The organism is Sulfurimonas sp. HSL-1716 (genome assembly GCF_039645975.1).
Taxonomy (GTDB): domain Bacteria; phylum Campylobacterota; class Campylobacteria; order Campylobacterales; family Sulfurimonadaceae; genus Hydrocurvibacter; species Hydrocurvibacter sulfurireducens.
In genome coordinates, this window is record NZ_CP147918.1 from 161,594 (window position 1) to 185,688 (window position 24,095).

Sequence of the window (24,095 nt, forward strand, 5' to 3'; positions counted from 1 at the left end):
TTTATTATGGGTTTTAGAATAAATACAAACATTGCGGCTATGAATGCGCATACAAATGCGTTAATGAACAACCGTGCAATGGATAGTTCACTTAGTAAACTAAGTTCAGGTCTTCGTATTAATACTGCTGCTGACGATGCTTCTGGTATGTCAATCGCAGATAGTCTCCGTTCACAAGCTTCTTCTTTAGGTCAAGCGATCTCAAATGCAAATGACGGTATCTCTATTATTCAGATCGCCGATAAAGCGATGGATGAACAGCTTAAAATTCTTGATAGTATCAAAACAAAAGCTACTCAAGCTGCACAAGACGGTCAAAGTGCCGATTCTCGTAAAGCGCTTCAAGCTGATATCACTCGTCTTATGGAAGAGCTTGATAATATCGCAGGTACTACTTCGTTTAATGGTCAAAACCTTCTTTCAGGTCAGTTCACGAACAAAGAGTTCCAGATCGGTGCATACTCTAACCAATCGGTAAAAGCAAGTATCGGTGCGACAAGCTCTGACAAAATAGGGAATGCGCGTTTTGAAACGACAGCAACGATCACTGCAAGCGGTACGGCAACGATGGTATTTACAAAAGCTGACGGTACAAATGACGTGACTTTAGAGAGCGTGATCATATCTACAAGTGCCGGTACAGGTCTTGGAGTATTGGCTGAGACTATCAATAAAAACTCAGATCTTCTTGGTGGTATCCAAGCAAGCTTCCAAGTTGTTGAAACAGGTTCTTCAGCAGTAGCTACTGGTACGATCTCTGGTCTTACTATTAACGGTACAAACATCGGTAACATTACTGTTAATGATGCAAATGACAGCAGCGGTGTTCTTGTAGCGGCTATTAACAACTTCTCGTCAACTACCGGTGTTACAGCATCAATCGACAGCCGTGGTAACTTAAACCTTACATCTGCTGATGGTCGTGCTATCCAAGTTTCTGGTACAAACTTGACAACTGTTGCAGGTCTGGCTTCTAATCAACAATTTAATGCAGGTCGTTTAACTCTTACACGTACCGGTGCTGCTGATATTCTTGTAAGTGCGACGGGAACAGGTGTAACTGCTTTAAATACGGCTATTACTGGTTCTGCTGAAACTACTACGAACCTACGCGATATCAAAGGTGCTACTACTGCTGACATGGCAAGTGCGATGGGATTCAATGCGAATGCAAATGCGCTTAATATCAGTACTGACAAAGGTGCGGGTGTAACGACTCTTAAAGGTGCGATGGCTGTTATGAAAATAGCAGATGCTGCATTAAAAGGTCTAGATAAAATACGTTCAGACTTAGGTTCTGTTCAAAACCAACTTGTTTCAACTGTTAACAATATTTCTGTTACTCAAGTTAATGTTAAAGCTGCGGAGTCTCAAATCCGTGACGTTGACTTCGCTTCAGAGAGTGCAAACTTCTCTAAACTGAACATCTTGGCACAATCTGGTTCATATGCTATGAGTCAGGCTAACGCTGTTCAACAAAACGTCCTAAGACTACTTCAGTAGTCTGAATAAGCTATCGTAAGATAGCGAGGACGTTTCTTTAGAAAACGATTTTAGACGATTATAATAATCTAAAGTGTTTCCTCTAAAACTTCAGCCGCAGGTCTTTCGATCTGCGGCTTTTTTTCTTTCGTGCAAATCTTTTAATCTATTTATACTTAACCAATCGAATCTTAATCTGTTATAAAAGTTGGAACACCTTTTGCTTTTGTCTTCTTAACTAGATTTTACAAGGATGTGAAACTACATACCTTAAAAGGATAAAAGATGGGTTTTAGAATAAATACAAACATTGCGGCTATGAATGCTCATACAAATGCAATGCTGAACAACCGTGCTATAGATAGTTCACTTAGTAAACTAAGTTCAGGTCTTCGTATCAATACTGCCGCTGACGATGCTTCTGGTATGTCAATTGCAGATTCTTTACGTTCACAAGCTTCAGCTCTTGGTCAGGCAATAGCGAATGCAAATGACGGTATCTCTATTATTCAGATCGCCGATAAAGCGATGGATGAACAGATCAAGATTCTTGATACTATCAAGACAAAAGCTACTCAAGCTGCACAAGACGGTCAAAGTGCCGATTCTCGTAAAGCGCTTCAAGCTGATATCACTCGTCTTATGGAAGAGCTTGATAACATCGCAGGTACTACTTCGTTTAACGGACAGAACCTTCTTTCAGGTCAGTTCACGAACAAAGAGTTCCAAATCGGTGCTTTTTCGAATCAATCCGTAAAAGCGAGTATCGGTGCTACAAGCTCGGATAAAATCGGTAATGCACGTTTTGAAACGACTGCAACGATCACTGCAAGCAGTACGTCGACTTTGACATTTAAAAATGTCGACGGAACAAACGACGTGACTTTAGAGAGCGTCATCATCTCTACAAGCGTGGGTACTGGTCTTGGAGTATTGGCTGAGGTTATTAATAAAAATGCAGATATCCTCGGGGGTGTCATGGCGAGTTATACGGTCATAGATACAGGGAGCACACCGATACAAACGGGTACGATCTCAGGATTAACCATCAACGGCGTTAATATCGGTAATATCAATGTCAGTGATCCAAACGACAGCAACGGCGTACTTGTTGCATCTATCAACAACTTCTCTTCGACTACGGGAGTCAGAGCTTCAACAGATGCACTGGGAAGATTGGAACTTACATCGAGCGATGGACGTGCGATCCAGGTATCGGGAACGAACTTAACCGCATTGACGGGAATCGGAACTTCGGATCAAGATTTCAATGCAGGTCGTTTGACGCTTACCCGTACGGGTGCTGCTGATATTATCGTGAGTGCTTCGGGTGCCGGTAACAGTGCGACCACAGGGTTAGAATTTTCGATATTGAACTCTGCGGAAGCGACATCGAGTCTGCGCGATATCAAAGGTGCTACTACTGCTGATATGGCAAGTGCAATGGGCTTCAATGCAAATGCAAATGCGTTGAACATCACTTCTGATAAAGGTGCCGGTGTAACGACGCTTAAAGGTGCGATGGCCGTTATGAAGATAGCCGATTCCGCGCTTAGAGCACTTGACGCCGTACGTTCGGATCTCGGTTCCGTTCAAAATCAGCTTGTCTCTACCGTAAACAATATCTCTGTGACGCAGGTCAACGTAAAATCGGCGGAATCTCAGATCCGTGACGTCGACTTCGCGGCAGAGAGCGCAAACTTCTCTAAACACAATATCTTGGCACAATCCGGATCATTTGCTATGAGTCAGGCTAATGCCGTACAACAAAATGTGCTTAAACTGCTTCAGTAGTTTAAAATAACGTAGCGTAAGCTACGAGCACATTTTTAGAAAACGTTCTCAAGCTGCTTTAGTAGTTTTAACTTTTTCTTCTTTTTTTGCAGAGTATTTTAGGCTCTGCTTCCTCTTCAAAAAAATACTGGATTACCGATATACCAACAAAGGAAATGGATGTCTATTTATGAACAAAATCTTCAAGCTCTTTTACAGGTGAACATAAAAGTAGCAACTACGCTTTTTGGGCTTAAAACCAATGAAAAGTTTGAAGTCTTCGTTGATAAAAAAGACCCTCTGAACATAAACATAGCCAGCAATAAAAACGGAAAAACACTGTATGAAGGCGTGCCTATCCGCCAGACGGAAGAGTATCTGAACTCTTTTATGAAAGAGTATCAGCGTTATCCGTATCTCTACTTTTTCGGGATGGGCAACGGCGTCTTTTACAAGGCTCTTTTACAGGATGAAACACATAGAAGGATCGTCATTGTCGAGCCTGAAATAGAGATACTTTTTATGGCACTTCATTTCAATGATTTTTCAAAAGAGCTGGCTTCGGGCAGGCTTGTCATACTGCTGGCAGAGGATATAACCTTTTCTTTGGCTTCCGAGATATTCATGCATCCTGAATCGAGGCTGTTTTCAAAAACATACCAATTTCATATACTGCTTCCTTTTTACGAGAGTGAGTACGGGGAGCTTATCATAGCGATAAACAGGATGTTCCTGCAGGCGATCGAACACGCCGTGCGCGGGATTGGAAACGATTCTACCGATGCGCTTATCGGTTTGCAGCATCAGATCGCAAATGCCCAGAGAATGGTGCACACCCCGACTACGCTGGAGTTGATAAAAAAGGTAAAGAACAGTAACACGGCGGTCATAGTTTCGACGGGGCCTTCGCTTAAAAAACAGCTTCCGCTTCTAAAAAAGATAAAAGAGCATGTGACGCTTTTATGTGTCGACGCCAGTCTTCCTCTTTTGGAAAGAGAGGGTATAAAACCTGATGTCGTCATATCCATCGAACGTGTTATCGAGACAGCCAAGTTTTATCAGGAGACGTCAAAAGAGTTTCAAGAGAATATAGTGTTCGTCATAACCTCCATCGCTCATCCGGATCTTTTTAAGGATATAAAAGCAGGAACGCTGCAGATAAGTATGAGACCCTTTGGCTATACCAGTTATTTCGAGATGCCCGAGTACGGATATCTGGGGATAGGGATGAGTGCAGCGAACATGGCATATGAGATGATGTTTCATGCGAATTTTGAAAACTGTATCCTGATAGGGCAGGATCTGGCCTACGGCGCAGACGGTTCGACTCACAGTGAAGGACATCTTTACGGAATACAAGAGAGAGATAAGAACAAGCAGCGTTATATGATCCCTGCATACGGAGGCGAGGGCACCGTAGAAAGTACGGTCATATGGAGATTGTTCAAGAATTTTTTTGAATCTGATATCGGTTATGCCAATGCCAAGGGGATAAAAACTGTTAACGCGACAGAAGGCGGAGCAAGGATAGAGGGTGCCGTGGAGATGCCTTTTGCCGAAGCGATCGAAAAATATGTTGACTTTACCCACAAAAAAGAGCAGATAAAGCTGACAAAACCCGATGAGAAAACGATAGAAGCAAATGTAGAGAAGATTGGCGTAAAAATAAACGAGATGCTCGCTTACGCTATAAAAATTGAAAAAGAGGTCGAGACCACGTTCTTGCATGTGGCAAGAGAGTGTGAAAGCATCGAAAGCGTTAAAGAAGATGAACGGTATGCAAAGCTTGATTATCAGGCTTTATCCAACGTGATGAGCGAGATCGACCGTATAAAAGAGTATTTTGATGATCAGAAATTTGCAAATATCTTCACCGATTCCACTCAGGCGATGATCCTGCATCAGGAGATCGAACTGGCAAAAATACAGGTAAGAAACGTTTTAACGGACAACGATAAGCGTCAAAAGATGATAGACTGGGTGCTCGCGCACAGATATTGGCTCTTCTCACTCGCAGGGATGATGCAGGCTACCATAGATGCTATCAATATGGGCATAGAGATGAAAATAGACTTCAATACCATAACGCTCATACGCGTTTATATAGAAGATGAAGAGATAGATTTGCTACATATAGATCATTCTGACGAATTCATGAAAAATCTTGCAGACATGAAGCGTCTGTGCATCAACTATATACTTGAAGATAAGTTTGCGCATAAAGTAGACAAACTGAAGTTTTGCTACAGTGATGAAGCTAAAACTTTCAATGTCGAGGTGCATCTGCCAAGCAGAAGTGACGGGCTTTTTGACAAGTTCATGTTCGTCAATTCGCTCGAAGCGACTCTGGATAAGAAACGGTTCGTCAGAGTGAAAAAAGATGAAGACGATGTGTTTACCGTCGGTCTGCTGCCGGTAGAAGGCATTTATGAAAACAAAGAATTCATAGAGTGCATCAAAGAGATCTCAAAGAAATTTCCAAAGGTCGTGTTCAAGTTTATCTGCTGGACACAAAGAGAGAGAGAATCTTCTGAGCATCTATTCTTCGGAGAACGCGATTTCATACGCTTTATCGCTCCTAAAAGTATTTATGAGCTTTATCAGGAGATAGATATGTTTATCTATGATCTTGAAAAATTGGAAGATAAGCGATTTTATGCTGTTCGACATATTTTAAACAGCACTCAAGAAGTAAACGTGCCTCAGTTGAAGATAGATCAAGACAATAATGAAGATGCAACTCTGAAGGAGCATATAAACACTATAAACTTAGCAATTAGTTTAAGATATTTACAAAATATGCACATAGATGTGTATATAGACGATGAAAAAATAGATGAGATACATAAAGGCGGTAAAGCTGTAAATAACATCTTTGATCTTAAACAGCTTTGTATAGAATATAAACCTTGTGAAAAATATGCTTTGAGATCAAATCAATTACAATTTGTATATATTGATGAAGACATGGACATAATGGCTTCGTTAGCTATACCATCAAGAGACGACGAAAATTATAATATATTCGCTTTTCAAAATTCACTAGAAACAACCATCGATAAAGAACGACTTGAAAACCTTTATGAAAAAGATGCGATAGGCTTTTTAGCGCTGGAAGAAAACCTTCATGATATAGAATTTACAAACTATCTAAAAGAACTTACGAGTAGATTCCCGCAAGCAACTTTAAAAGCATTTTATTTTAATGATAAACAGAGAAAATTCTTAGAAAATATTTTTGCCAATAGTAATAGTAAAATAGAGTTTTTGATACCTAATGATATTTATGATATCGCACAGGAAGTGGAGATATTTTCTATCAATTACTTGGCCAATATAGAAGTCGGTATATGGGCAGAATATTATAAGCTGACAAAAAATCTAATAAAATATAATAGGAATATTTATGTTTCACTTTATAATAATACCGGCACGAAAAATACAACGTTATTAGATTATAATGCCGCTGATTATGAAAGCTTACAATATAAGATACTAGTTCAGGGTTTGAGCATAGGTAAAGATTTCGTAAAAAAATATAACAACAATTTTTGGATTTGTATTATGGAATATTATTTAAAAATGAATCACATAGAGTACACATTTAAACATAATAAGACACAATTTGATTTTTCTTTTTTCGATATTATAGATTTAGTTTTAAAAGATAAAAGATTTAAAGATTACATGATAAAAATAAGAAGGCTGTTTCAAAATGGATAGAGTAATTGTCCCAAAAGAATATAATTATATCGGTGCATTTATTTCACTGAATTGTAATTTAAATTGCTCATATTGTATAAATTTAAATGAAGATGGAAGTGATCGTAAAAGTGTGTCCAGAAAACCGATGAGCGGACTTGACTGGGCTAGAGCGATTAACAGACTGCATATTTTAAATAATGATCTGCCTGTTACGATCCAAGGCGGTGAACCGACAGTTCATAAAGAATTTTATGAGATGATCAATGCCATAGATGACGGTATCAAACTTGATTTATTGACAAATATGGTATTTGATGTAGATGAGTTTATAAAAAAAGTCGATCCTAAAAAATTTACGCGTGAGGCAAAGTATGCGGCTATCCGTGTAAGTTATCATCCAGGTCAAAACGATATTGACAATCTAATAGAAAAAACTAAAAAGATGGCAGATGCAGGATTTTACGTTGGACTTTATTCTGTTGTCGTTCCTCAAAATAAAATGCATATCGAAGATGTTAAAAAACGGTGTATTGATCTTGGTATAGATTTCAGGATTAAAGAATATCTTGGTTTTGATGGTGTAGAGTGGCACGGTACATACAAATTTCCAGAAGCCGTATCTCAAAAAATTGAAAAATATTGTGACTGTAAGACGAGTGAATTGATTATCGGACCAAGCGGCCATGTGTATAGGTGCCATTCGGATTTATACGAGAGCAGAACGCCAATAGGACATATTTTAGATCCAGATTTTAAAATAGAAGATGTATATCGTCCATGTTTTGTGTTTGGGCACTGTAACCCTTGCGATATCAAGGTTAAAACAAATCGTCACCAAATATTTGGACACACGTCTGTAGAGATTAAAAATATACAAGAGCTGACAGAAAGTCAAAAAGAAAGATTGACAAAAAAAGATTTTGGAATGGGATATTATGATTATGAAAAAGATAGAGAGTTTTTAAATGGCTAATTTTGATTTTGACGGACATAAGCTGTTCTATCAGTATGAAACGTCATATAAGCTTTTAACAGATCAGGCGGTAGACCCAGTATATGTTGAATATTCTCCGGTGGGAAGCTGCAACCATAGATGTACTTTTTGCGCTTATGATTATATAGGATATCAATCGAGAAGACTGGACACACAAAAGACGATAGCGTCGATTAAGGCGTTTGGCAAACTCGGATGTAAAGCTATGCTTTTCGCAGGTGAGGGCGAACCGCTAATCCACCCTGACATCGATGATTTTATTATTACCTGTTATGATAATAAAATTGACAGTGCTATATATACGAACGGTGTGCTTTTTACTCCAAAAAGAGCTGATAAAATACTTGATAAGCTGACATTTGTCAGGGTTTCTTTTAATGCGGGGACAAAAGAAAACTATAATGAAATACATAAAAGTGATGATTTTGAGAAGGTCGTTGAAAATTTAAAATATGCTGTAAAGTTAAAAAAAGAGAAAAATATTCAAACCGATATAGGATTGCAGATAGTTGTCATACCGGAAAATTTGCATACAATCGTGGACCTTGCGAAAATCGGTCGAGAAATAGGGGTAGACTATTTGGCGATCAAACCTTTTGTACAACACAATGATCAAGAGGGATATCAATTTTCGAAAAACTTCTCGCTACAAGAAGTAGAAAGCATTTTAGACGAAGCTGAACAATATTCGACAAAAGAGTATAAAGTAATCGCAAGAAAAGAAGCGTTCAGAAAATATCATGACAGAAGTTATGATCATTGTCTGGCATTGCCGATCTTTAGTGTTGTACTAAGTGACGGTAATGTTTACAGCTGTGGTCCATATTTAAATAACAGTGATTATTGCTATGGGAATATTCATGAGCAAAGCGTTGAAGAAATTATGCATGGCGATAAAAGAAAGAAGATTTTAGACTTTGCAAAAAATCGCTTGGATTGTAAAGGCGAATGTATGCCCAATTGTCGTTTAGATGCCATAAACAGAAGTTTATGGGAATTGAAAAATCCTACTTTAAAACATATAAATTTTATATGAGGGTCTGTTATGGATTTAAAAGAGAGATCAACCAATATAAGAAAAAATATTCTTAGAATAGCCAATAGCTCAAAGGGACCGCATGTCGGTACTGCTCTGTCAAGTGTAGATATTTTAACTACTTTGTATTTCAAAGTCTTGAAGATAGAAGATTTTAATGATGAAAACAGAGATATCTTCATTATGAGCAAAGGGCATGGAGCTATGGCTCTATATGCCACATTGTATGAAAAAGGGTATTTGTCAAAAGAAGAGTTGTCGAGTTATTATCAAAACGGGGGCAGCTTACCGGCGCATTTAGATATGACGACAAACCCGGCAATCGAAGTGTCAAGCGGAAGCTTAGGACACGGATTGCCTCAAGCACTCGGATTCGCATATTCTAAAAAATTAAAAAATCTAACTTCCAAAGTCTATGTTTTGATGGGAGACGGAGAAGTTCAGGAAGGTTCTGTATGGGAAGCCGCGATGTTGGCTCCGAAGATGAAACTCAACAATTTAATCGCCATAGTGGACAGAAATGATTTGCAGGGATACGGTAAACCAAGTGATCTCGTTTCTTTTGAGTCAATAGAGGACAAGTTTAAGAGTTTCAATTGGAATGTCACAAGAATTGATGGACACGACTTCAAAGAGATTGAAACTGCTCTAAATAATGAGTCGGATAAACCAAAGGTTATTATATGTGATACAACAAAAGGGAAAGGAATCTCTTTTATGGAAAATGAACTCAAATGGCACTATTTCATAGTAACCGACGAAATCTTGCAACAAGGATTAAACGAGTTGGAGCATAGTCTATGAGAAATACTGCCGCAAAAAAAATATTTGAATACTGTAAAAGCAATTCAGATGGTTTCTTAATATCGGGAGATGCCGGTTTTGGTGTATGGGAAGAGTTCCAGCAAGAGTTGGAAAAACAGTATATAAATACGGGTATAAATGAAGCAGCTATGACCGGATTAGCAGCGGGGATGGCTCTGAGCGGACATAAAGTTTTTATCTATAATATAATCCCTTTTTTAATTATGCGCAACTATGAGCAAGTACGCGTAGATATAGCATATCAGAATTTGCCCGTTATCATGATAGGTATTGGTTCGGGTATCACGTATGCTCCTGCGGGAATGACGCATTATGCACTAGAAGATATCGCTCTGGCTAAAACTATGCCTAATCTTAATATTATTTCACCTTCAGATCCTGTTCAAGTGGAGAAGGCTCTTGAATACGCGATCAGCAGTGCAAATCCTACTTTTATAAGGCTTTCAAAAAGCGGAGAAGCGGTTCTTTTCGATCAAGAGATCGATATTTCAAAACCGATCATAATGAAAAAAAGGGAAAAAAAGGCTCTTCTTTTTCACGGTTCAATTGTTGATGAGGTAATGAAAGCCTCTTTAGAGCTTAAAGATGTAGCAATCATTTCCATGCCCATGATCTCACCGATTGATGAAAATGAGGTAATAAAAATTTTGCAAAACTATAATGAAATATATATCGTAGAAGAACATTTTAAAGAGGGTGGACTGGGGAGCATTTTATGTGATTTGGCTCAAACAAAAAGGATATTGGTCGATATCATAAAAATTGCGGTCCCGAATCATTATATACATGAGATCGGAAATTGTGCTTATTTGCGACAAAAGTTACAAATAGACGCCGATTCAATAATAAAAATTATCAAAAGTGAAAAATAAATGAGTATTAATTGTCCTGTATGTCATGACAAAGAGTATATTACTATTGTGACCAAAGAGGAACAGGGGTTTAGTACCTTTGGGCGAATTGAAGATATCGCACATATAGATTTTAGTATTAGCAGATGTCAAAAGTGCGGATTCATCTTTCAGGATTCTGCTTTGAACAGCAAAGAATATGAAGAACTTGGAAAAACGACTTACAAAAATTATACGTTAATGGATAACAGAATATTTCCATCGACAGAGGATTACTATAAAGACGCCCTAGATTTTTTAACCGAGCATTTGTCGTTTGATAACATAACAAATGTTTTGGAAATAGGCTCTAACCGAGGGGATTTCTTATATTTGCTCAAAGATGCAAATCAAAATTGCAATATCCTTGGGATAGACCCGTTAAAAAGGGAAGCTCAAGTACCTACCATCAACGGATTATTTACAAAAGAACTTTTTTCAAATAAATTCGATTTGGTCATAACAAGACATGTGTTGGAGCATATAGACAAGCCGCAAGAGTTTTTACAAGAGATACATGCCGTTTTAAATGAGGGAGCATATATTTTTGTAGAAGTTCCAAATACAAAACGGGATCTGGAGGATGTCAGCGAGTTTTTTATTACAGAACACATAGGTTATTATTTTAAAGAAACCCTGCGCTTGGTCTTACAGGCTAGCGGTTTTACGGAAATACTTATATCTGATGATTTTAGCAACGGTATCTATGCTATCTATCAAAAAAACAGTAATAGCAACAATACAATGATATATGAGCAAAACGATCATTATCAAACGTTGATTGAGAGCTATTTGGCCGGGCAGGCTGCAACATTGCAGAGTATTCAAGAGTTCTGCGATCAGGGATATAAAGTGGCATTTTACGGTTTTGGCAATGTATTCTTGTCGGTGTATCCAATCGTTAAAAAGGTTTTGGCACAGAGATGTGACGTAACGATATTTGACGATACTCCGAGTAAAATAGGTGCCCGTTACGACGGCATTACTATACAATCGACTGCCGGCATTGATAAAGAGTCTAAATATGTTTTCATAATATGTACAATGAATAGACAGCATATTGAAAATATCAAAACGAATATCCGTAATAAAAACATTAGTGAATTCAGTATTATAGTGCCATGGAGGGAATAAAATGAGTGATAAATACAATATGGACGGCCATAAACTACTATGGCATCTAGATAGAGTAGCAGATTGGCAACAGGGAAAACGTATTGCTCCTTTACACATTGATATGGGTATCTCCACAGGATGTAATCAGGCATGCAGATATTGTTATGGAAGCATACAGGGGAATGTCAGTTATCAAAAAAATGACAATATGCCCACAGAGCGCGTGAAAAGCTTTTTTAAAGATGCAAAAGATGCCGGAGTCCGTTCTATCGCTTTAATAGGCGAGGGAGAAAATACCCTGCATCCTGATTTAATAGAGATCGTAGAGTATGGAAAATCGATCAATATGGATCTTGGTATGGCTACTAATGGTATGAATATTCCAAGAGATAAAATCAAAAATTTACTTGAGTCTTTAGTATGGATCAGGGTGAATTTAAGTGCTTCTACTCCGGAAAAATTCCATCATATTCACAGAGTAAGTAAAAACATGTTTGAGCATGTTCTAGAAAATATCAGACTTATGGTGAATATGAAAAAAGAGTATAATCTAAGTACGACCATAGGTATACAGATGGTTATGCTAAACGACAATATTCAAGATGTTGTCAGACTCGCAGAGATAGGACGCGAATTGGGCGTGGATTATTTTGTCGTGAAACCAACTTCCGATACTGCAAATAATGACTTAGGCTCAGACTATGGCAAGTATAATGATTCACAAGATGTTTTTACACAGGCGGAAAGTTTTTCAACTGATAACTATAAAGTTATCATTAAATGGAATAAGATTTTAACAGGCGGCAAGAAAGAGTATAACGTATGTAACGGTACGAAATTCTTATTGCAAATTAGCGGCAATGGCAATGTTTTCCCTTGCGGACACTGGTTTGATATCGAAAAAGAAAAATATCTCATGGGAAATATCATAGAGAACTCTTTTATGGATATACTTGCATCTGAGCGCTACTGGCAAGTACAAGAGAATATGAAAAATGTCAATGTTCATACAGGATGTGAAAGCAACTGCAGGCATGAATATATTAATCGTTTCTTGTATAACCTCCAACAAAAACCAGATCATATAAATTTTATATAAGAAGGTCCAGTTTTGAAAATATGCATTTTAGGAAGTACAGGTGTATTGGGGGTGGCATTAAGAAAAGCACTATTGTCCAAAGGTGTGGATTTTTTTGTTCTATCTCATGAAGAAGTAGATATAGAAAATTTTGAAGAACTAAAAAGTATTTTAGAGCAGGAAAAGCCAACACATATTATAAATACTGTTGCGATAGTAGGTATAGAGCCTTGTGATGAAAAACCGTTGGAAGCTTTTAGTATAAATACACTACCTTCATATCTCATATCGAATTTTTGTTTGCAACGCGATATGACTTATGTATATATTAGTACACATGCAGTTTTTGACGGTACAAAAGAGGATTATTATTATGAGACCGACAAACCTAGACCTATGAATATTTATGCGGGTACGAAATTATTGGCAGAACAGTTCGTTGAAAGTATATGTGATAAGTTTTATATCGTTAGAGTACCCACAATGTTCGGAAACAGAGAGAACAATAAAAAAGGGTTTACCGATAAAGTGCTGGAATGGCTAAGATCAGAGAAAGATGTGAAAGTAGCTACGGACAAAATAGATACGTTATCTTTTTCTGATGACATAGCAGAGCAGATTGTACAAATGATTCTCATGAAGTATGAATACGGAACATATCATATCGCTAATGAAGGGTCTTGTTCGTTTTACGAATTTGTATCGGAAGTCGCTGCAATATTGGGGATAAAAAAAGATATTATCAAGGCGCTGGATAAAGATTTCCCGTCTAAGTATTATAAACCGTTAAGGACGCCGATAGCTTCTGTACGAGCTCCTAAATTAAGGGGCTGGAAAGAAGCGTTAAGAAATTTTTTACGTGAGTAAGGGACAATAATGAAGATTTTGATCATTAAACTCGGATTATCTGAGACTCTTGATAGCGAAACCAGTAAAATTGTCAGTCTTGGCGATGTTGTAAGATGCACGGTCGTTTTAGAACCATTGAAAAAAAAATATGAGAATCCCCATATTACATGGGTTGTTTCAAAAGAAGCACAGGAATTAGTTAAAAACAATGCCTTGATCGACAGAGTTTTAGTCTGGGATGAATTCGTTCCGTTTGTCCTTATGAGAGAAAAGTATGATATCGTGATCAATTTAGAAAAAATTGACGGTATTTGTGCTTTGACAGATATGATCAATGCCTGGGAAAAGATAGGCTTTCGATTTGATGAGATTGATGGAAAATACGATACATATTTTCAATCAGTCAGAGCAAAAGAGTATATACAAAATAAAGAAACGCATAAGCAGATATGGCAGCAGGTTATTTTAAATATGCTGGGCATAGAATGGAAAGACCAGAAATATTCTTTAGGGTATAAACCAAAAACAGAGGAAATCCGTAGAGTCGGATTAAACTATCTGGTAGGTTCAAAATGGCCTTCCAAAGCCATGTCGAAATTTAAATGGGAAGAACTTGAAAAACGTTTAGAAGATAGGAACATCCCTTACAGTTGGCAAGAGGGCAAAAATAATTTATTGGATTACATCGAGTGGATTAATTCGTGCAAAGTTATTGTAACTCAAGATTCACTGGGACTTCATCTCGCTTTAGCCCTTGATAAATATGTTATCTGCCTGTTCGGTCCTACATCAGCAGATGAAATTTATTTTTATGGCAAAGGTCTCGCTTTAAATTTAAGTGAACAATTCGAGTGTAAATACTGTTACTCTCCTATATGCACCAATAATGAATTTTGTATGGATTCGTTAGATTTACAAAAACTGATTGATACAATTGAAACATATATGGATAAGTGATGTCTATACAGAAGTTTATCATTTACGGAGCAGGAACAGAAGGAAGAATTGCAAAGCTGAAGATGGAGTACGACAAAGAGGATGTCATATGTTTCATTGATCAGAATCTGCAAGGGCAGAAGGTAGAAGGGCTGGATGTTCTTTCAATTGATGAGGGAGTCAGGTTGGCGGATAAATTTAACTATAAGATAGTGATTTCATCGCAAAAACATAAAAAAACCATGAAACATACTCTCAAAATGCATGGATTTAAAAATTATCAAGTTTTTTCATATAATACTCTTTTTGAAGCCGTTAAATACTCTTTATCACCAAGATGGAAAATTAATAAAAGAAGATATATAAAAATTGTCGAATTTTTATATCCTGTATTTTTAGTCTTGTTTTTCCCATTTGCCCTTATGTTATATATATTGAATTTTAGGTTAGTTTATAATTTTAGATTTCCCGGCTTTGGACATATGGCATTAGAACCGGATGCTTTACTCGCAAATGATGATTTTAAAAAATACAAGTTTATAGCAATAGTTGATGAAACGAATACCAGTAATAGATATTTATTGGATATCGTAACTAGCAAATTTATAACAATCAAAAATTTTTATTTGTTTCACTTATTTTATTTTATGTTCCATTATAAGTTCTTAAATTATAACGCGGGTAATAATTTTATGAAGATGGTAGATAAATATTTTCTAGTTGAAGATAATAATATAATGGAAAAAACAGATCTAAACGTATTGAAATATATGCCAAGTGTCTATAGGCCATTAGTGAATAATGAGGAGCAAAACTTTTTTTTTCCGGAGGGAGAGAAAGAAAATTGTCGAGAGATCTTAGACAAGAGTTTTGGTATCAAGGAAAATGATTGGTTTGTTTGTGTTCATGCAAGAGATGATAGAGAGTATAACCAGATAAGATCATGCAATATACACAGTTTTGAGCAAGCTATCGAATTTATTACGTCCAAGGGCGGTTTTGTGATACGATTAGGGGACAAAGGCGTGCAGAAGCTATCTTATAACAACAGTAAAGTTATAGACTATGCAAATAGTAATGTTAAAAGTAAAATAATGGATCTCTATTTGATGTCTGAGCAAACTTTTTTGATCGGGACAATAACAGGTGTTAGCGATGTGTCACAAATGTTTAGAAGACCTGTGATTAGCACTAATGTCGCATCGTGGGTTCAGCCAAGATATATGAAAGGTGATATTTACCTATTGAAAATGTTTAAAAATAAAGTTAATGACCTGATTATCGGAATATCTGAGTATATGGATAATAAAATATATCTTTCCGCAATACGAGATGAAATTGAGATTTTAAATAAATATCAAGTTTTAGATAATACGGCAGAGGAGATATTAAATGCCACTAAGGAGATGTACGCTGTTTTATTTGAGAATAAACAGCCGTTTAATTTTGCAGATCAAGATCAATATAGAAAAAAGTTTCCTGAAGATTCTATGCCGAGAATAGGAAAAGCAAATGTGTCGCAATATTTTTTGGACAAATATAAAAATATATTCGGTATATAAATTAAGGGCAAAGAGAGGAAGACTTATTTGAAAAAAAATATTCTATTTATAGTTGGAAGCCCAAGAAGCGGGACGACTTGGATCCAAAAAGTAATGGCTACACACTCTTTGTTTGAGACAGGACAGGAAAGCGATTTCTTTACTACGATCGGAGCGCATAATTTAAAGGTTTTTAAAAATATGCTTGAATATAAAGATGTAAGATGCGGACTTAGTCTGCCGGCTTATTTCACATATGAGCAGTTTTTAAGCTCTCAAAGAGAGCTGTTTTATAAAATGATCAGTTATACTGCGGATCTATCCGGTGAAAAATATTTCATAGAAAAAACTCCTTCTCATGCTTTGGTTATCGATACGATCAACGAGATCCTGCCCGAGTCAAAATTCATTTTGATGATCAGAAATCCTTACGATGTCGTAAAATCGATATTAAACGGTGCTAAGACCTGGGGTAAAGGGCATTTTCCCGCTACCGTAGAGAGTGCAGCGGATATGTGGTACGCTCATAACAAACTAGCTCTGGATTCTTTAAAAAATATCTCAAAAGAAAGATATAAAATCATCAGATATGAAGATCTCGAAAAAAACAATACTCTGATAAGTGATATGTTTTCTCTGTGTAACGTTGAGCTAAGTGCAGAAGAGATCGCCGAACTATTTGCCATTGCTAATGAGTACAGGATAAAGATCTACGGTGAATTTGGTACGCAAGAGGGTAAAGAATGCGAGGAAGACGAGATGTTTAACAAACATACGAGAAAAGAGAAGCTGATAGAACTCAGTGATGAAGAAAAAAGTTTCATAGACGATTTTTTACATACAAAAGAGATTTACGATGAATTCAGATATTAAGATATCAGTGATAATACCGACATACAACAGAGCAAGGGTGCTTGAAAAATGTATAGAATCGCTCTGCAGCAGCCAAGGCGTCTCCAAAGCATCATACGAGATCATCGTCGTAGACAATGCATCCACAGACGATACGAAAGAGCGGGTCGGCAGAGTGCAACGGATACATGACAGCATCGACATATTTTATAAGTATGAGCCTGTTGCAGGACTTTTGTCGGCAAGACACAGCGGTGCGAAAACGGCGAGAGGAGAGATCCTTACTTTCATTGACGATGACGTGACCGTTGATCCCCTGTGGCTGAAGAGCATCCGCGATACTTTCGAAGAGATAAAGGAGTGCGGTATTTTAGGCGGAAGATCTTTGCCCGTATATGAAATAGAACCGCCAAAATGGCTTGATACATTATGGACGGTCAAAGACAATATCCGGATGTGCGGACAATTGAGCCTGATCGATATGGGTGAAGATACCATCGAGATCTCGCCTCTGTATGTCTGGGGGCTGAACTTCAGCATAAAAAAAGAGCTGTTTTTAAAACTAGGCGGTTTCAATCCCGACAATATCCCCTCAAAACTGCAGCGTTTTCAAGGAGACGGTGAAAGCGGACTGAGTTATAAAGCGATAGAGCAAAACGTGAAAGCTTACTATAACCCTGCAGTTTTGGTGCACCACCATATACCCGCTCAAAGATTGACCAAAGAATATATGTACAGCAGGATGTTCTATCAAGGAGTCTGCGATTCATATAGTAAATTACGAAAATACCGACAGTTCAGCGATCTAGAAGAGAGAAAAGCAAAGAGGGTATCTACAAAAGAGTCTGCTTCTTCGGAAGATGCCCTTAAAGATGTGATGCATAACGGTTATCTGGACGGATACATCTTTCATCAAGAAGAGGTTAAAAACGACCCGAAACTTTTTGCATGGGTAATAAAAGAAGACTATATGGATTATGATTATAATCTGTTCATGGAATCGATATGAAAAATATTTTAGTCGTCGGCGGTGCAGGGTATATCGGTTCGCATACATGCAAGACGCTGATGAAAAACGGATACAGAGTTATCATTTTCGATAATCTTTCCACAGGTTTTAAAGAGCTGGCAAAATACGGCGAGTTTGTGTTTGGAGACCTAAACGACAGCGAGAGCATAAAAACTGTCTTTGAAGCTTTCGATATCGACACCGTTATTCATTTTGCGGCTTCTGCCTATGTCGGAGAATCCGTAGAAAATCCAAAAAAATACTATATGAACAATGTCGTAAATACCCTTAATCTGTTAAATGCAATGTTACAATACGATGTCAAAAAGATAGTATTTTCTTCTACATGTGCCGTTTTCGGGGATCCGAAGTTTTTGCCGATGGACGAAAGACATCCCAAGTCGCCTATCAACCCTTACGGAAGAACAAAGCTGATGATAGAGCAGATACTGGAGGATTATGACAAGGCCTACGGCTTGAAAAGCATAGTCTTACGCTATTTCAATGCAGCGGGCTCGGATGAAGATTGCGAACTCGCAGAGATGCATGACCCAGAACCTCATCTCATACCGATAATATTTGAGGTCATAGAGGGCAAAAGAGAGTTTTTAGAGGTCTACGGGGATGATTATTCGACAAAAGACGGCACATGCATCAGAGACTATATCCATGTAGAGGATCTGGCCGATGCACATCTAAAAGCTCTTGAATATCTAAACAGAGATCTTGTTTCTGACGATTTTAATTTAGGTACAGGTACGGGAGTGTCGATACTAGAGTTGATAGAAGCGGTCGAATCGCTTAGTAAAAAGAGGGTTCCCTACAGATTTGAAGATCCGCGAAAAGGGGATCCGTCTGTTCTGATAGCCGACAGTAAAAAAGCAAAAGCGGTATTGAAGTGGGAAGCAAAAAAAAGCGATATAATCGAAATCTTAAAAAGTGTGATCGAATATAAGAAAAGAAGGTGGTCAGCAGAATGAGTGCTAAAATTTATCTATCCGAAGTCGATATGACCAAAGAACCCCTAAGATATTATGATGATTTCGTAGATATCAAAGACAGGCTGATCGAGTACGGCATCGATGTCGTAGAAGAAGAGATAGATATAGACGAGTTTAAGTCCTGGCTAAAAGAGTTCACAAGGATAAACACCCAGTATCAAGCGTACGGTGAAGTGCATATCGAGAAATGTCTGGAACATTATTTAAGTTATAAAGTTCTTGATTTTAAAACAACGGACATATTTATGGATATCGCGGCAAGCGGAAGCCAGTATGCCGATGATCTTTATTACGGTAAAAAAGTAAAGCAGACGTATGTATTGGACCTTTCGTATCCGGAGGGGATCCATGGCAACAAGATCGGTGCGAATGCGGGCGATACGAAACTGCCGGACGAATTTATAGACAAGATGGGGATGCATTGCGCTTACGAATGTTTCGAAGGAAAAGCGGACATCGAGTATCTTTCAGAAGCACAAAGGATATTAAAGCCAAAAGGCAGGTTCGTTATCCTTCCTCTTTATCTTGACAAAACCTATTTTAACTGTACAAGCGACAAATGCGATCAGAAAAATGTTAGCTTTGACGAGGATGCGGCTAAAGTATGGAGAGACGATGTGTATGCCGTTCCCTTTGCCAGACATTACTCCGCAAAAATCTTTTACGAGCGAATATTTAAGAACCTGCCAAAGGGTATAAAAGGTAAAATAATCTTTTATAAAAACCTGCCAGAACTCATGAAAGAGTTTGACGATCAGAGAGTTTACTGTTATTTCGCGTTTGTCGGAGAAAAAATATGATATATAACGTTATGAGCGGCGATCAACAGATAGCGATCATCATAAAAAACAGCTACTCAAAAGAGGGAATGCAGTTTTTCACACCCGATGAGTATTCTCAGCAACTCGCATATATGTCGCATAAAAAAGGCAAAAAGATAGATGCGCATGTGCACAATAAGGTGAGCCGCGACGTTCAGTTGACACAAGAGGTTCTAGTCATCAGAAAAGGAAAGCTGAGAGTGGATTTTTACACACAAGGCAAAGTATACTTGGAAAGTAGAATTTTAGAGACGGGAGATGTCATTCTTTTAGCTAGCGGCGGCCACGGATTTGAAGTTTTGGAAGATTTAGAGATGATAGAGATCAAACAGGGTCCATATGCAGGGGATAATGATAAGACACGATTTGAGCATGTGGAAGAAACACAGATAAGGGTTCATAATTGATACCCGTTAACGAACCTCTTTTAAACGGCAATGAGAAAAAATATCTCAATGAATGTATAGACACGGGATGGATAAGCTCCGAAGGTCCGTTTATAAAGAGATTTGAAAATGATATGGCTGCGTACGTGGGACGAAAGCATGCGACTGCATGTGCCAATGGAAGTGCTGCGCTAGACATAGCTGTGGCAGCTTTAAACCTTCAAAAGGACGATGAGGTCATAATGCCCTCTTTTACCATCATCTCCTGTGCGCAGGCATTGGTGAACCGCGGGGTAAAACCGATCCTTATAGACAGTGATCTATTTACTTACAATATGAAAGTCGAAGATATCGAAGCAAAGATCACACCAAAGACAAAAGCTATTATGATCGTGCATATTTTCGGACTTTGCGTCGATGTAGACCCGATACTCACGCTTGCCAAGAAGTATGGATTAAAGATCATAGAAGATGCCGCTCAGATGCACGGACAGGAGTACAAGGGCAAAAAATGCGGAAGTTTCGGAGATATCAGTATATTTAGTTTTTATCCAAACAAACATATCACTACGGGTGAAGGAGGAATGGTCCTGACCGATGATAAATATCTTGATGAAAGAGCAAAAAGTCTGCGTAACTTATGTTTTACGGCCGATAGATTCGTTCATGAAGAGCTGGGCTGGAACTATCGTATGACGAACATGCAAGCGGCATTGGGCGTGGCACAGCTTGAAAAGATCGATCAAGTCGTAGAAAAGAAACGCTGGATAGGCCGTACATATAGCGAATTTTTAAAAGATATAGATGTGATAACTTTGCCGATGGAAAAAACAGAGTACTGTGAAAATATATACTGGGTCTATGCGCTCCTGCTAAAAGATGATTACAAAAAAAATGCCAAAGAGGTCATGGCAGAACTTGGAAAACTTCAGATAGGGACACGTCCGTTTTTCTATCCGATGCACAAACAGCCGGTTTTTCATAAGATGGGACTGTTCTTAGACGATGATCTGCCAAATAGCGAAAAACTCTATGAAAGAGGTTTTTATATTCCAAGCGGTCTGGCATTGACAAAAGAGCAGATACGAGAGGTTTCAAATATTTTACATAAGGTCTTAGTATGAACCAGTTCGGAGAATTGTATTCCAAGTATTATGACCTGCTTTACGCCGATAAAGATTATGCGGGTGAAGTAGATTATGTGAACGGGCTGATCGCCGCAAACCGCAAAGATGCAAAAACTCTGCTTGATATGGGATGCGGTACGGGAAAACATGCGGAACTTTTTTGCGATAAGGGGTATACGGTTCATGGCGTAGACCTCAGTGAAGAGATGCTTGGCATTGCAGAATCAAGACGTACAGGCAAAGAAGATAATCTCACTTTTAGTAAGTCCGATATTACAAAATTAAAGCTAGATAAAAAATTTGATGCCGTTGTCTCGCTGTTTCATGTAATGAGCTACCAAAATTCAAATGATGAGCTGTTACAGGCTTTTCAAGTAGCAAGAGAGCATTTAAAAGAGGGTGGAATCTTTATCTTTGATTTTTGGTACGGACCGGCTGTTTTAACGGACTTGCCGACGACAAGGGTCAAAAGGCTTGAAAACAATGAGATAAAAGTCACGAGATTCGTCGAACCTGTCTTACATGTAGAAAAAAATGTAGTAGATGTTCATTACGACCTTTTTATCGAGAATAAAAAAACTACGCAGATCATCGAAAAAAAAGAGCTTCATAAGATGAGATACCTCTTTGATACGGAGTTGGAACTGATATGTGAAAAAGTCGGCTTAACAATAGTAGAAAAATATGAGTGGATGACTCATGATAAACCGAATTTCAATAGCTGGAATGTTTTATGGATATTAAAGAATGACTGATAAGCATATCGCACTGATAGCTCCGTTTGGATGGGCCGGAGTGAGTACGCCAATTGTCAGCAGTGTTGAGTATTTGCATTCATTTGGTTACAAAATAGATCTATATTATGATAAAAATGAAGCTTGTAATCGTATGGGATTGAATGAGCCGTTATTTAATTTGGATAATGTGAACATATATTTTTATGATTATAAAGGCGAAGATATTCTAGAAGAGTATATCGATTTGCAAGTTAATAAAAAGGACTTAGAATTTATAGATTTTATCACTTCTAAAGATATAGATTATGATTTTCTGATCGGTTATGATGAGGAGGGTTTAATCCGTGCCGGGATATATGGATTAAAAAATAATATACGGTTTTATTATCACTCATTAGAATTTTATGAGAGAGAAGATCAAAAGAAAGTCGCTGAGAAGTTTTTTGCAAACAAATCAGAAGGAATTTTTACGCAGGATAAATATAGAGCCGAAATTTTATCTCAAACGCTTCATGTCCCTATAAGTAAATTATCCGTTGTTTATAACAGTACAATAGGTGAACCGATTTTTGAAAAGAGCGATTTTTTTAGAGATATGTTTGATATTGATAAGGACAAAAAAATTTGTTTGGTGACGGGGACTTTGATGAGCATTACCGGTGTTGATAAAATACTCGAGTCATTTAAAAACTGCAGCGATGAATTTGTCCTGGTCTTACATGGCTGGCTGCCGGATAGGAATATTAAAGAGTGTATAGAATCTGCAATGAAAAGCAACGGCGGTCAAATTTATTACTCAAATACAATATTGGAGCACAAAGATAAGTTTAAAATATTTGCATCAGCCGATATAAGTTTCGTATATTACGAACCTGTGAATTTAAATTTAAAATATGCCGCATGGTCTTCGGGTAAATTTTTTGATTCCGTAAGATGCGGGGTGCCCGTAATCGCAAATAATATACCTAATATGAAAACATTGGTGGAAGATAACGGCTGCGGCATAGTCTTAGATGATTTTAACGAAGTACAGAAAGCTTTTGAGAACATAATGAGCAATTATGAAATATACAAAAAAAATTGTTATAAAACATATTTGAAATATGATTTCAAGGAGTCATTTAAAAATGCTCTTGGCAAGGATCTGAAAATATGATTGAAAATATATACCATTGCGGGATACAAAAAAGTGCTACACAGTGGATACGCAATATTTTAAGCGATCCGCTTATATTGGAGAGGTCGAATAAAAAATTATATGCACCCAGCAAAGATTATTTATGGTCTAAAAGAGATCATGATGATCTATTAGCCGGATTTGAACTTAACAGTATCGTAACACCGCTTTATATTGATTATGAATCATTTTTATATATGAAAAAGCCTGATAGTTACCGAGCATTTTGGATCATGAGAGATCCCAGGGATGTTATTACGTCACTTTACTTCTCATACACATTCTCTCATCCAATTATTGATGAAGATCATGCCAGAGATCGAAAGATATTGCAAAGTTTAAATCAAGAAGCTGGTTTTAACTACTTTTTAGAAAAAGCATATGATTTTTATAATGCAAAAAATCCTTTGTACACATCTTTGCTGTCATGGCTTGAATCAAAAGATAACGCCAGTGTAAGAGTAGTGAAATATGAAGATTTGATCGGTGCAAGGCAAAAAGAGATATTTAGTGAACTTTTTCAATTCTTGGATATTGCATTATCATCGTGGGAAGTAGATAAGATCTTAGACAAGTATAGTTTTAAAGCAATGACTCAAGATAGGGATGTTGGTGTGGAAAATAAAAAATCGCATTATCGAAAAGGCCAGGAAGGTGACTGGAAAAACTACTTTAGTAATGAACATAAGAAAAGATTTAAAATAGCCACTGCAGATTTATTGATTCAATTGGGTTATGAAACTGATATGGATTGGTGACA

21 protein-coding genes are annotated in these 24,095 nt (G+C 37.5%); all 21 read left to right on the forward strand.

Annotated elements, in window-relative coordinates; all coding sequences use genetic code 11:
• The first annotated feature begins 6 nt into the window (after positions 1-6).
• The gene (locus tag WCY03_RS00855) at positions 7-1,503 is read left to right on the forward strand and encodes a flagellin B (RefSeq protein ID WP_345993115.1); all 1,497 of its coding nucleotides are present in this window, start codon (positions 7-9) and stop codon (positions 1,501-1,503) included.
• Positions 1,504-1,767: 264 nt separating this feature from the next.
• A complete protein-coding gene (locus WCY03_RS00860) occupies positions 1,768-3,276 on the forward strand; it encodes a flagellin B (RefSeq protein WP_345993116.1) in 1,509 nt (502 codons plus the stop codon).
• A 159-nt stretch (positions 3,277-3,435) separates the two neighbouring features.
• A complete protein-coding gene (locus WCY03_RS00865) occupies positions 3,436-6,978 on the forward strand; it encodes a 6-hydroxymethylpterin diphosphokinase MptE-like protein (protein ID WP_345993117.1) in 3,543 nt (1,180 codons plus the stop codon).
• A complete protein-coding gene (locus WCY03_RS00870; protein WP_345993118.1) occupies positions 6,971-7,933 on the forward strand; it encodes a radical SAM protein in 963 nt (320 codons plus the stop codon). Before WCY03_RS00865 ends, WCY03_RS00870 begins: the two co-directional genes overlap by 8 nt.
• Entirely contained in the window at positions 7,926-8,990 is a 1,065-nt protein-coding gene (locus WCY03_RS00875; protein WP_345993119.1) for a radical SAM protein, read from the forward strand. Before WCY03_RS00870 ends, WCY03_RS00875 begins: the two co-directional genes overlap by 8 nt.
• A 9-nt stretch (positions 8,991-8,999) precedes the next feature.
• A complete protein-coding gene (locus WCY03_RS00880) occupies positions 9,000-9,794 on the forward strand; it encodes a transketolase (protein ID WP_345993120.1) in 795 nt (264 codons plus the stop codon).
• Positions 9,791-10,687, forward strand: coding sequence for a transketolase C-terminal domain-containing protein (locus WCY03_RS00885; RefSeq protein WP_345993121.1), 897 nt, complete (start codon positions 9,791-9,793; stop codon positions 10,685-10,687). Before WCY03_RS00880 ends, WCY03_RS00885 begins: the two co-directional genes overlap by 4 nt.
• Positions 10,688-11,839, forward strand: a complete 1,152-nt coding sequence (locus WCY03_RS00890) for a class I SAM-dependent methyltransferase (protein ID WP_345993122.1) — start codon at positions 10,688-10,690, stop codon at positions 11,837-11,839.
• 1 nt (position 11,840) lies between these two features.
• Positions 11,841-12,920, forward strand: coding sequence for a radical SAM protein (locus tag WCY03_RS00895; RefSeq protein WP_345993123.1), 1,080 nt, complete (start codon positions 11,841-11,843; stop codon positions 12,918-12,920).
• Between the two features lie 12 nt (positions 12,921-12,932).
• Positions 12,933-13,766, forward strand: coding sequence for an NAD(P)-dependent oxidoreductase (locus tag WCY03_RS00900; protein WP_345993124.1), 834 nt, complete (start codon positions 12,933-12,935; stop codon positions 13,764-13,766).
• 9 nt (positions 13,767-13,775) lie between these two features.
• Positions 13,776-14,705: a glycosyltransferase family 9 protein gene (locus WCY03_RS00905; RefSeq protein WP_345993125.1), complete on the forward strand. Its 930-nt coding sequence runs from the start codon at positions 13,776-13,778 to the stop codon at positions 14,703-14,705.
• A complete protein-coding gene (locus tag WCY03_RS00910) occupies positions 14,705-16,246 on the forward strand; it encodes a TIGR04372 family glycosyltransferase (RefSeq protein WP_345993126.1) in 1,542 nt (513 codons plus the stop codon). The genes WCY03_RS00905 and WCY03_RS00910 overlap by 1 nt, the downstream gene beginning before the upstream one ends.
• A gap of 27 nt (positions 16,247-16,273) precedes the next feature.
• On the forward strand, positions 16,274-17,098 hold the full coding sequence (locus tag WCY03_RS00915) for a sulfotransferase (RefSeq protein ID WP_345993127.1): 825 nt from the start codon (positions 16,274-16,276) through the stop codon (positions 17,096-17,098).
• Positions 17,082-18,086, forward strand: coding sequence for a glycosyltransferase (locus tag WCY03_RS00920; RefSeq protein ID WP_345993128.1), 1,005 nt, complete (start codon positions 17,082-17,084; stop codon positions 18,084-18,086). The genes WCY03_RS00915 and WCY03_RS00920 overlap by 17 nt, the downstream gene beginning before the upstream one ends.
• Complete coding sequence (gene galE / locus WCY03_RS00925; RefSeq protein ID WP_345993129.1) at positions 18,083-19,066, forward strand: UDP-glucose 4-epimerase GalE; 984 nt, start codon at positions 18,083-18,085, stop codon at positions 19,064-19,066. The genes WCY03_RS00920 and galE overlap by 4 nt, the downstream gene beginning before the upstream one ends.
• On the forward strand, positions 19,063-19,887 hold the full coding sequence (locus WCY03_RS00930; RefSeq protein WP_345993130.1) for a hypothetical protein: 825 nt from the start codon (positions 19,063-19,065) through the stop codon (positions 19,885-19,887). Before galE ends, WCY03_RS00930 begins: the two co-directional genes overlap by 4 nt.
• On the forward strand, positions 19,884-20,315 hold the full coding sequence (locus WCY03_RS00935; RefSeq protein WP_345993131.1) for a hypothetical protein: 432 nt from the start codon (positions 19,884-19,886) through the stop codon (positions 20,313-20,315). The genes WCY03_RS00930 and WCY03_RS00935 overlap by 4 nt, the downstream gene beginning before the upstream one ends.
• Positions 20,312-21,418, forward strand: a complete 1,107-nt coding sequence (locus WCY03_RS00940; protein WP_345993132.1) for a DegT/DnrJ/EryC1/StrS family aminotransferase — start codon at positions 20,312-20,314, stop codon at positions 21,416-21,418. Before WCY03_RS00935 ends, WCY03_RS00940 begins: the two co-directional genes overlap by 4 nt.
• On the forward strand, positions 21,415-22,176 hold the full coding sequence (locus WCY03_RS00945) for a class I SAM-dependent methyltransferase (RefSeq protein ID WP_345993133.1): 762 nt from the start codon (positions 21,415-21,417) through the stop codon (positions 22,174-22,176). The genes WCY03_RS00940 and WCY03_RS00945 overlap by 4 nt, the downstream gene beginning before the upstream one ends.
• Positions 22,169-23,314 carry a hypothetical protein gene (locus WCY03_RS00950; protein WP_345993134.1) on the forward strand — a complete coding sequence of 382 codons (1,146 nt, stop codon included), beginning with the start codon at positions 22,169-22,171 and terminating at the stop codon, positions 23,312-23,314. The genes WCY03_RS00945 and WCY03_RS00950 overlap by 8 nt, the downstream gene beginning before the upstream one ends.
• Complete coding sequence (locus WCY03_RS00955) at positions 23,311-24,093, forward strand: sulfotransferase domain-containing protein (RefSeq protein ID WP_345993135.1); 783 nt, start codon at positions 23,311-23,313, stop codon at positions 24,091-24,093. Before WCY03_RS00950 ends, WCY03_RS00955 begins: the two co-directional genes overlap by 4 nt.
• The last annotated feature ends 2 nt before the right edge of the window (positions 24,094-24,095 follow it).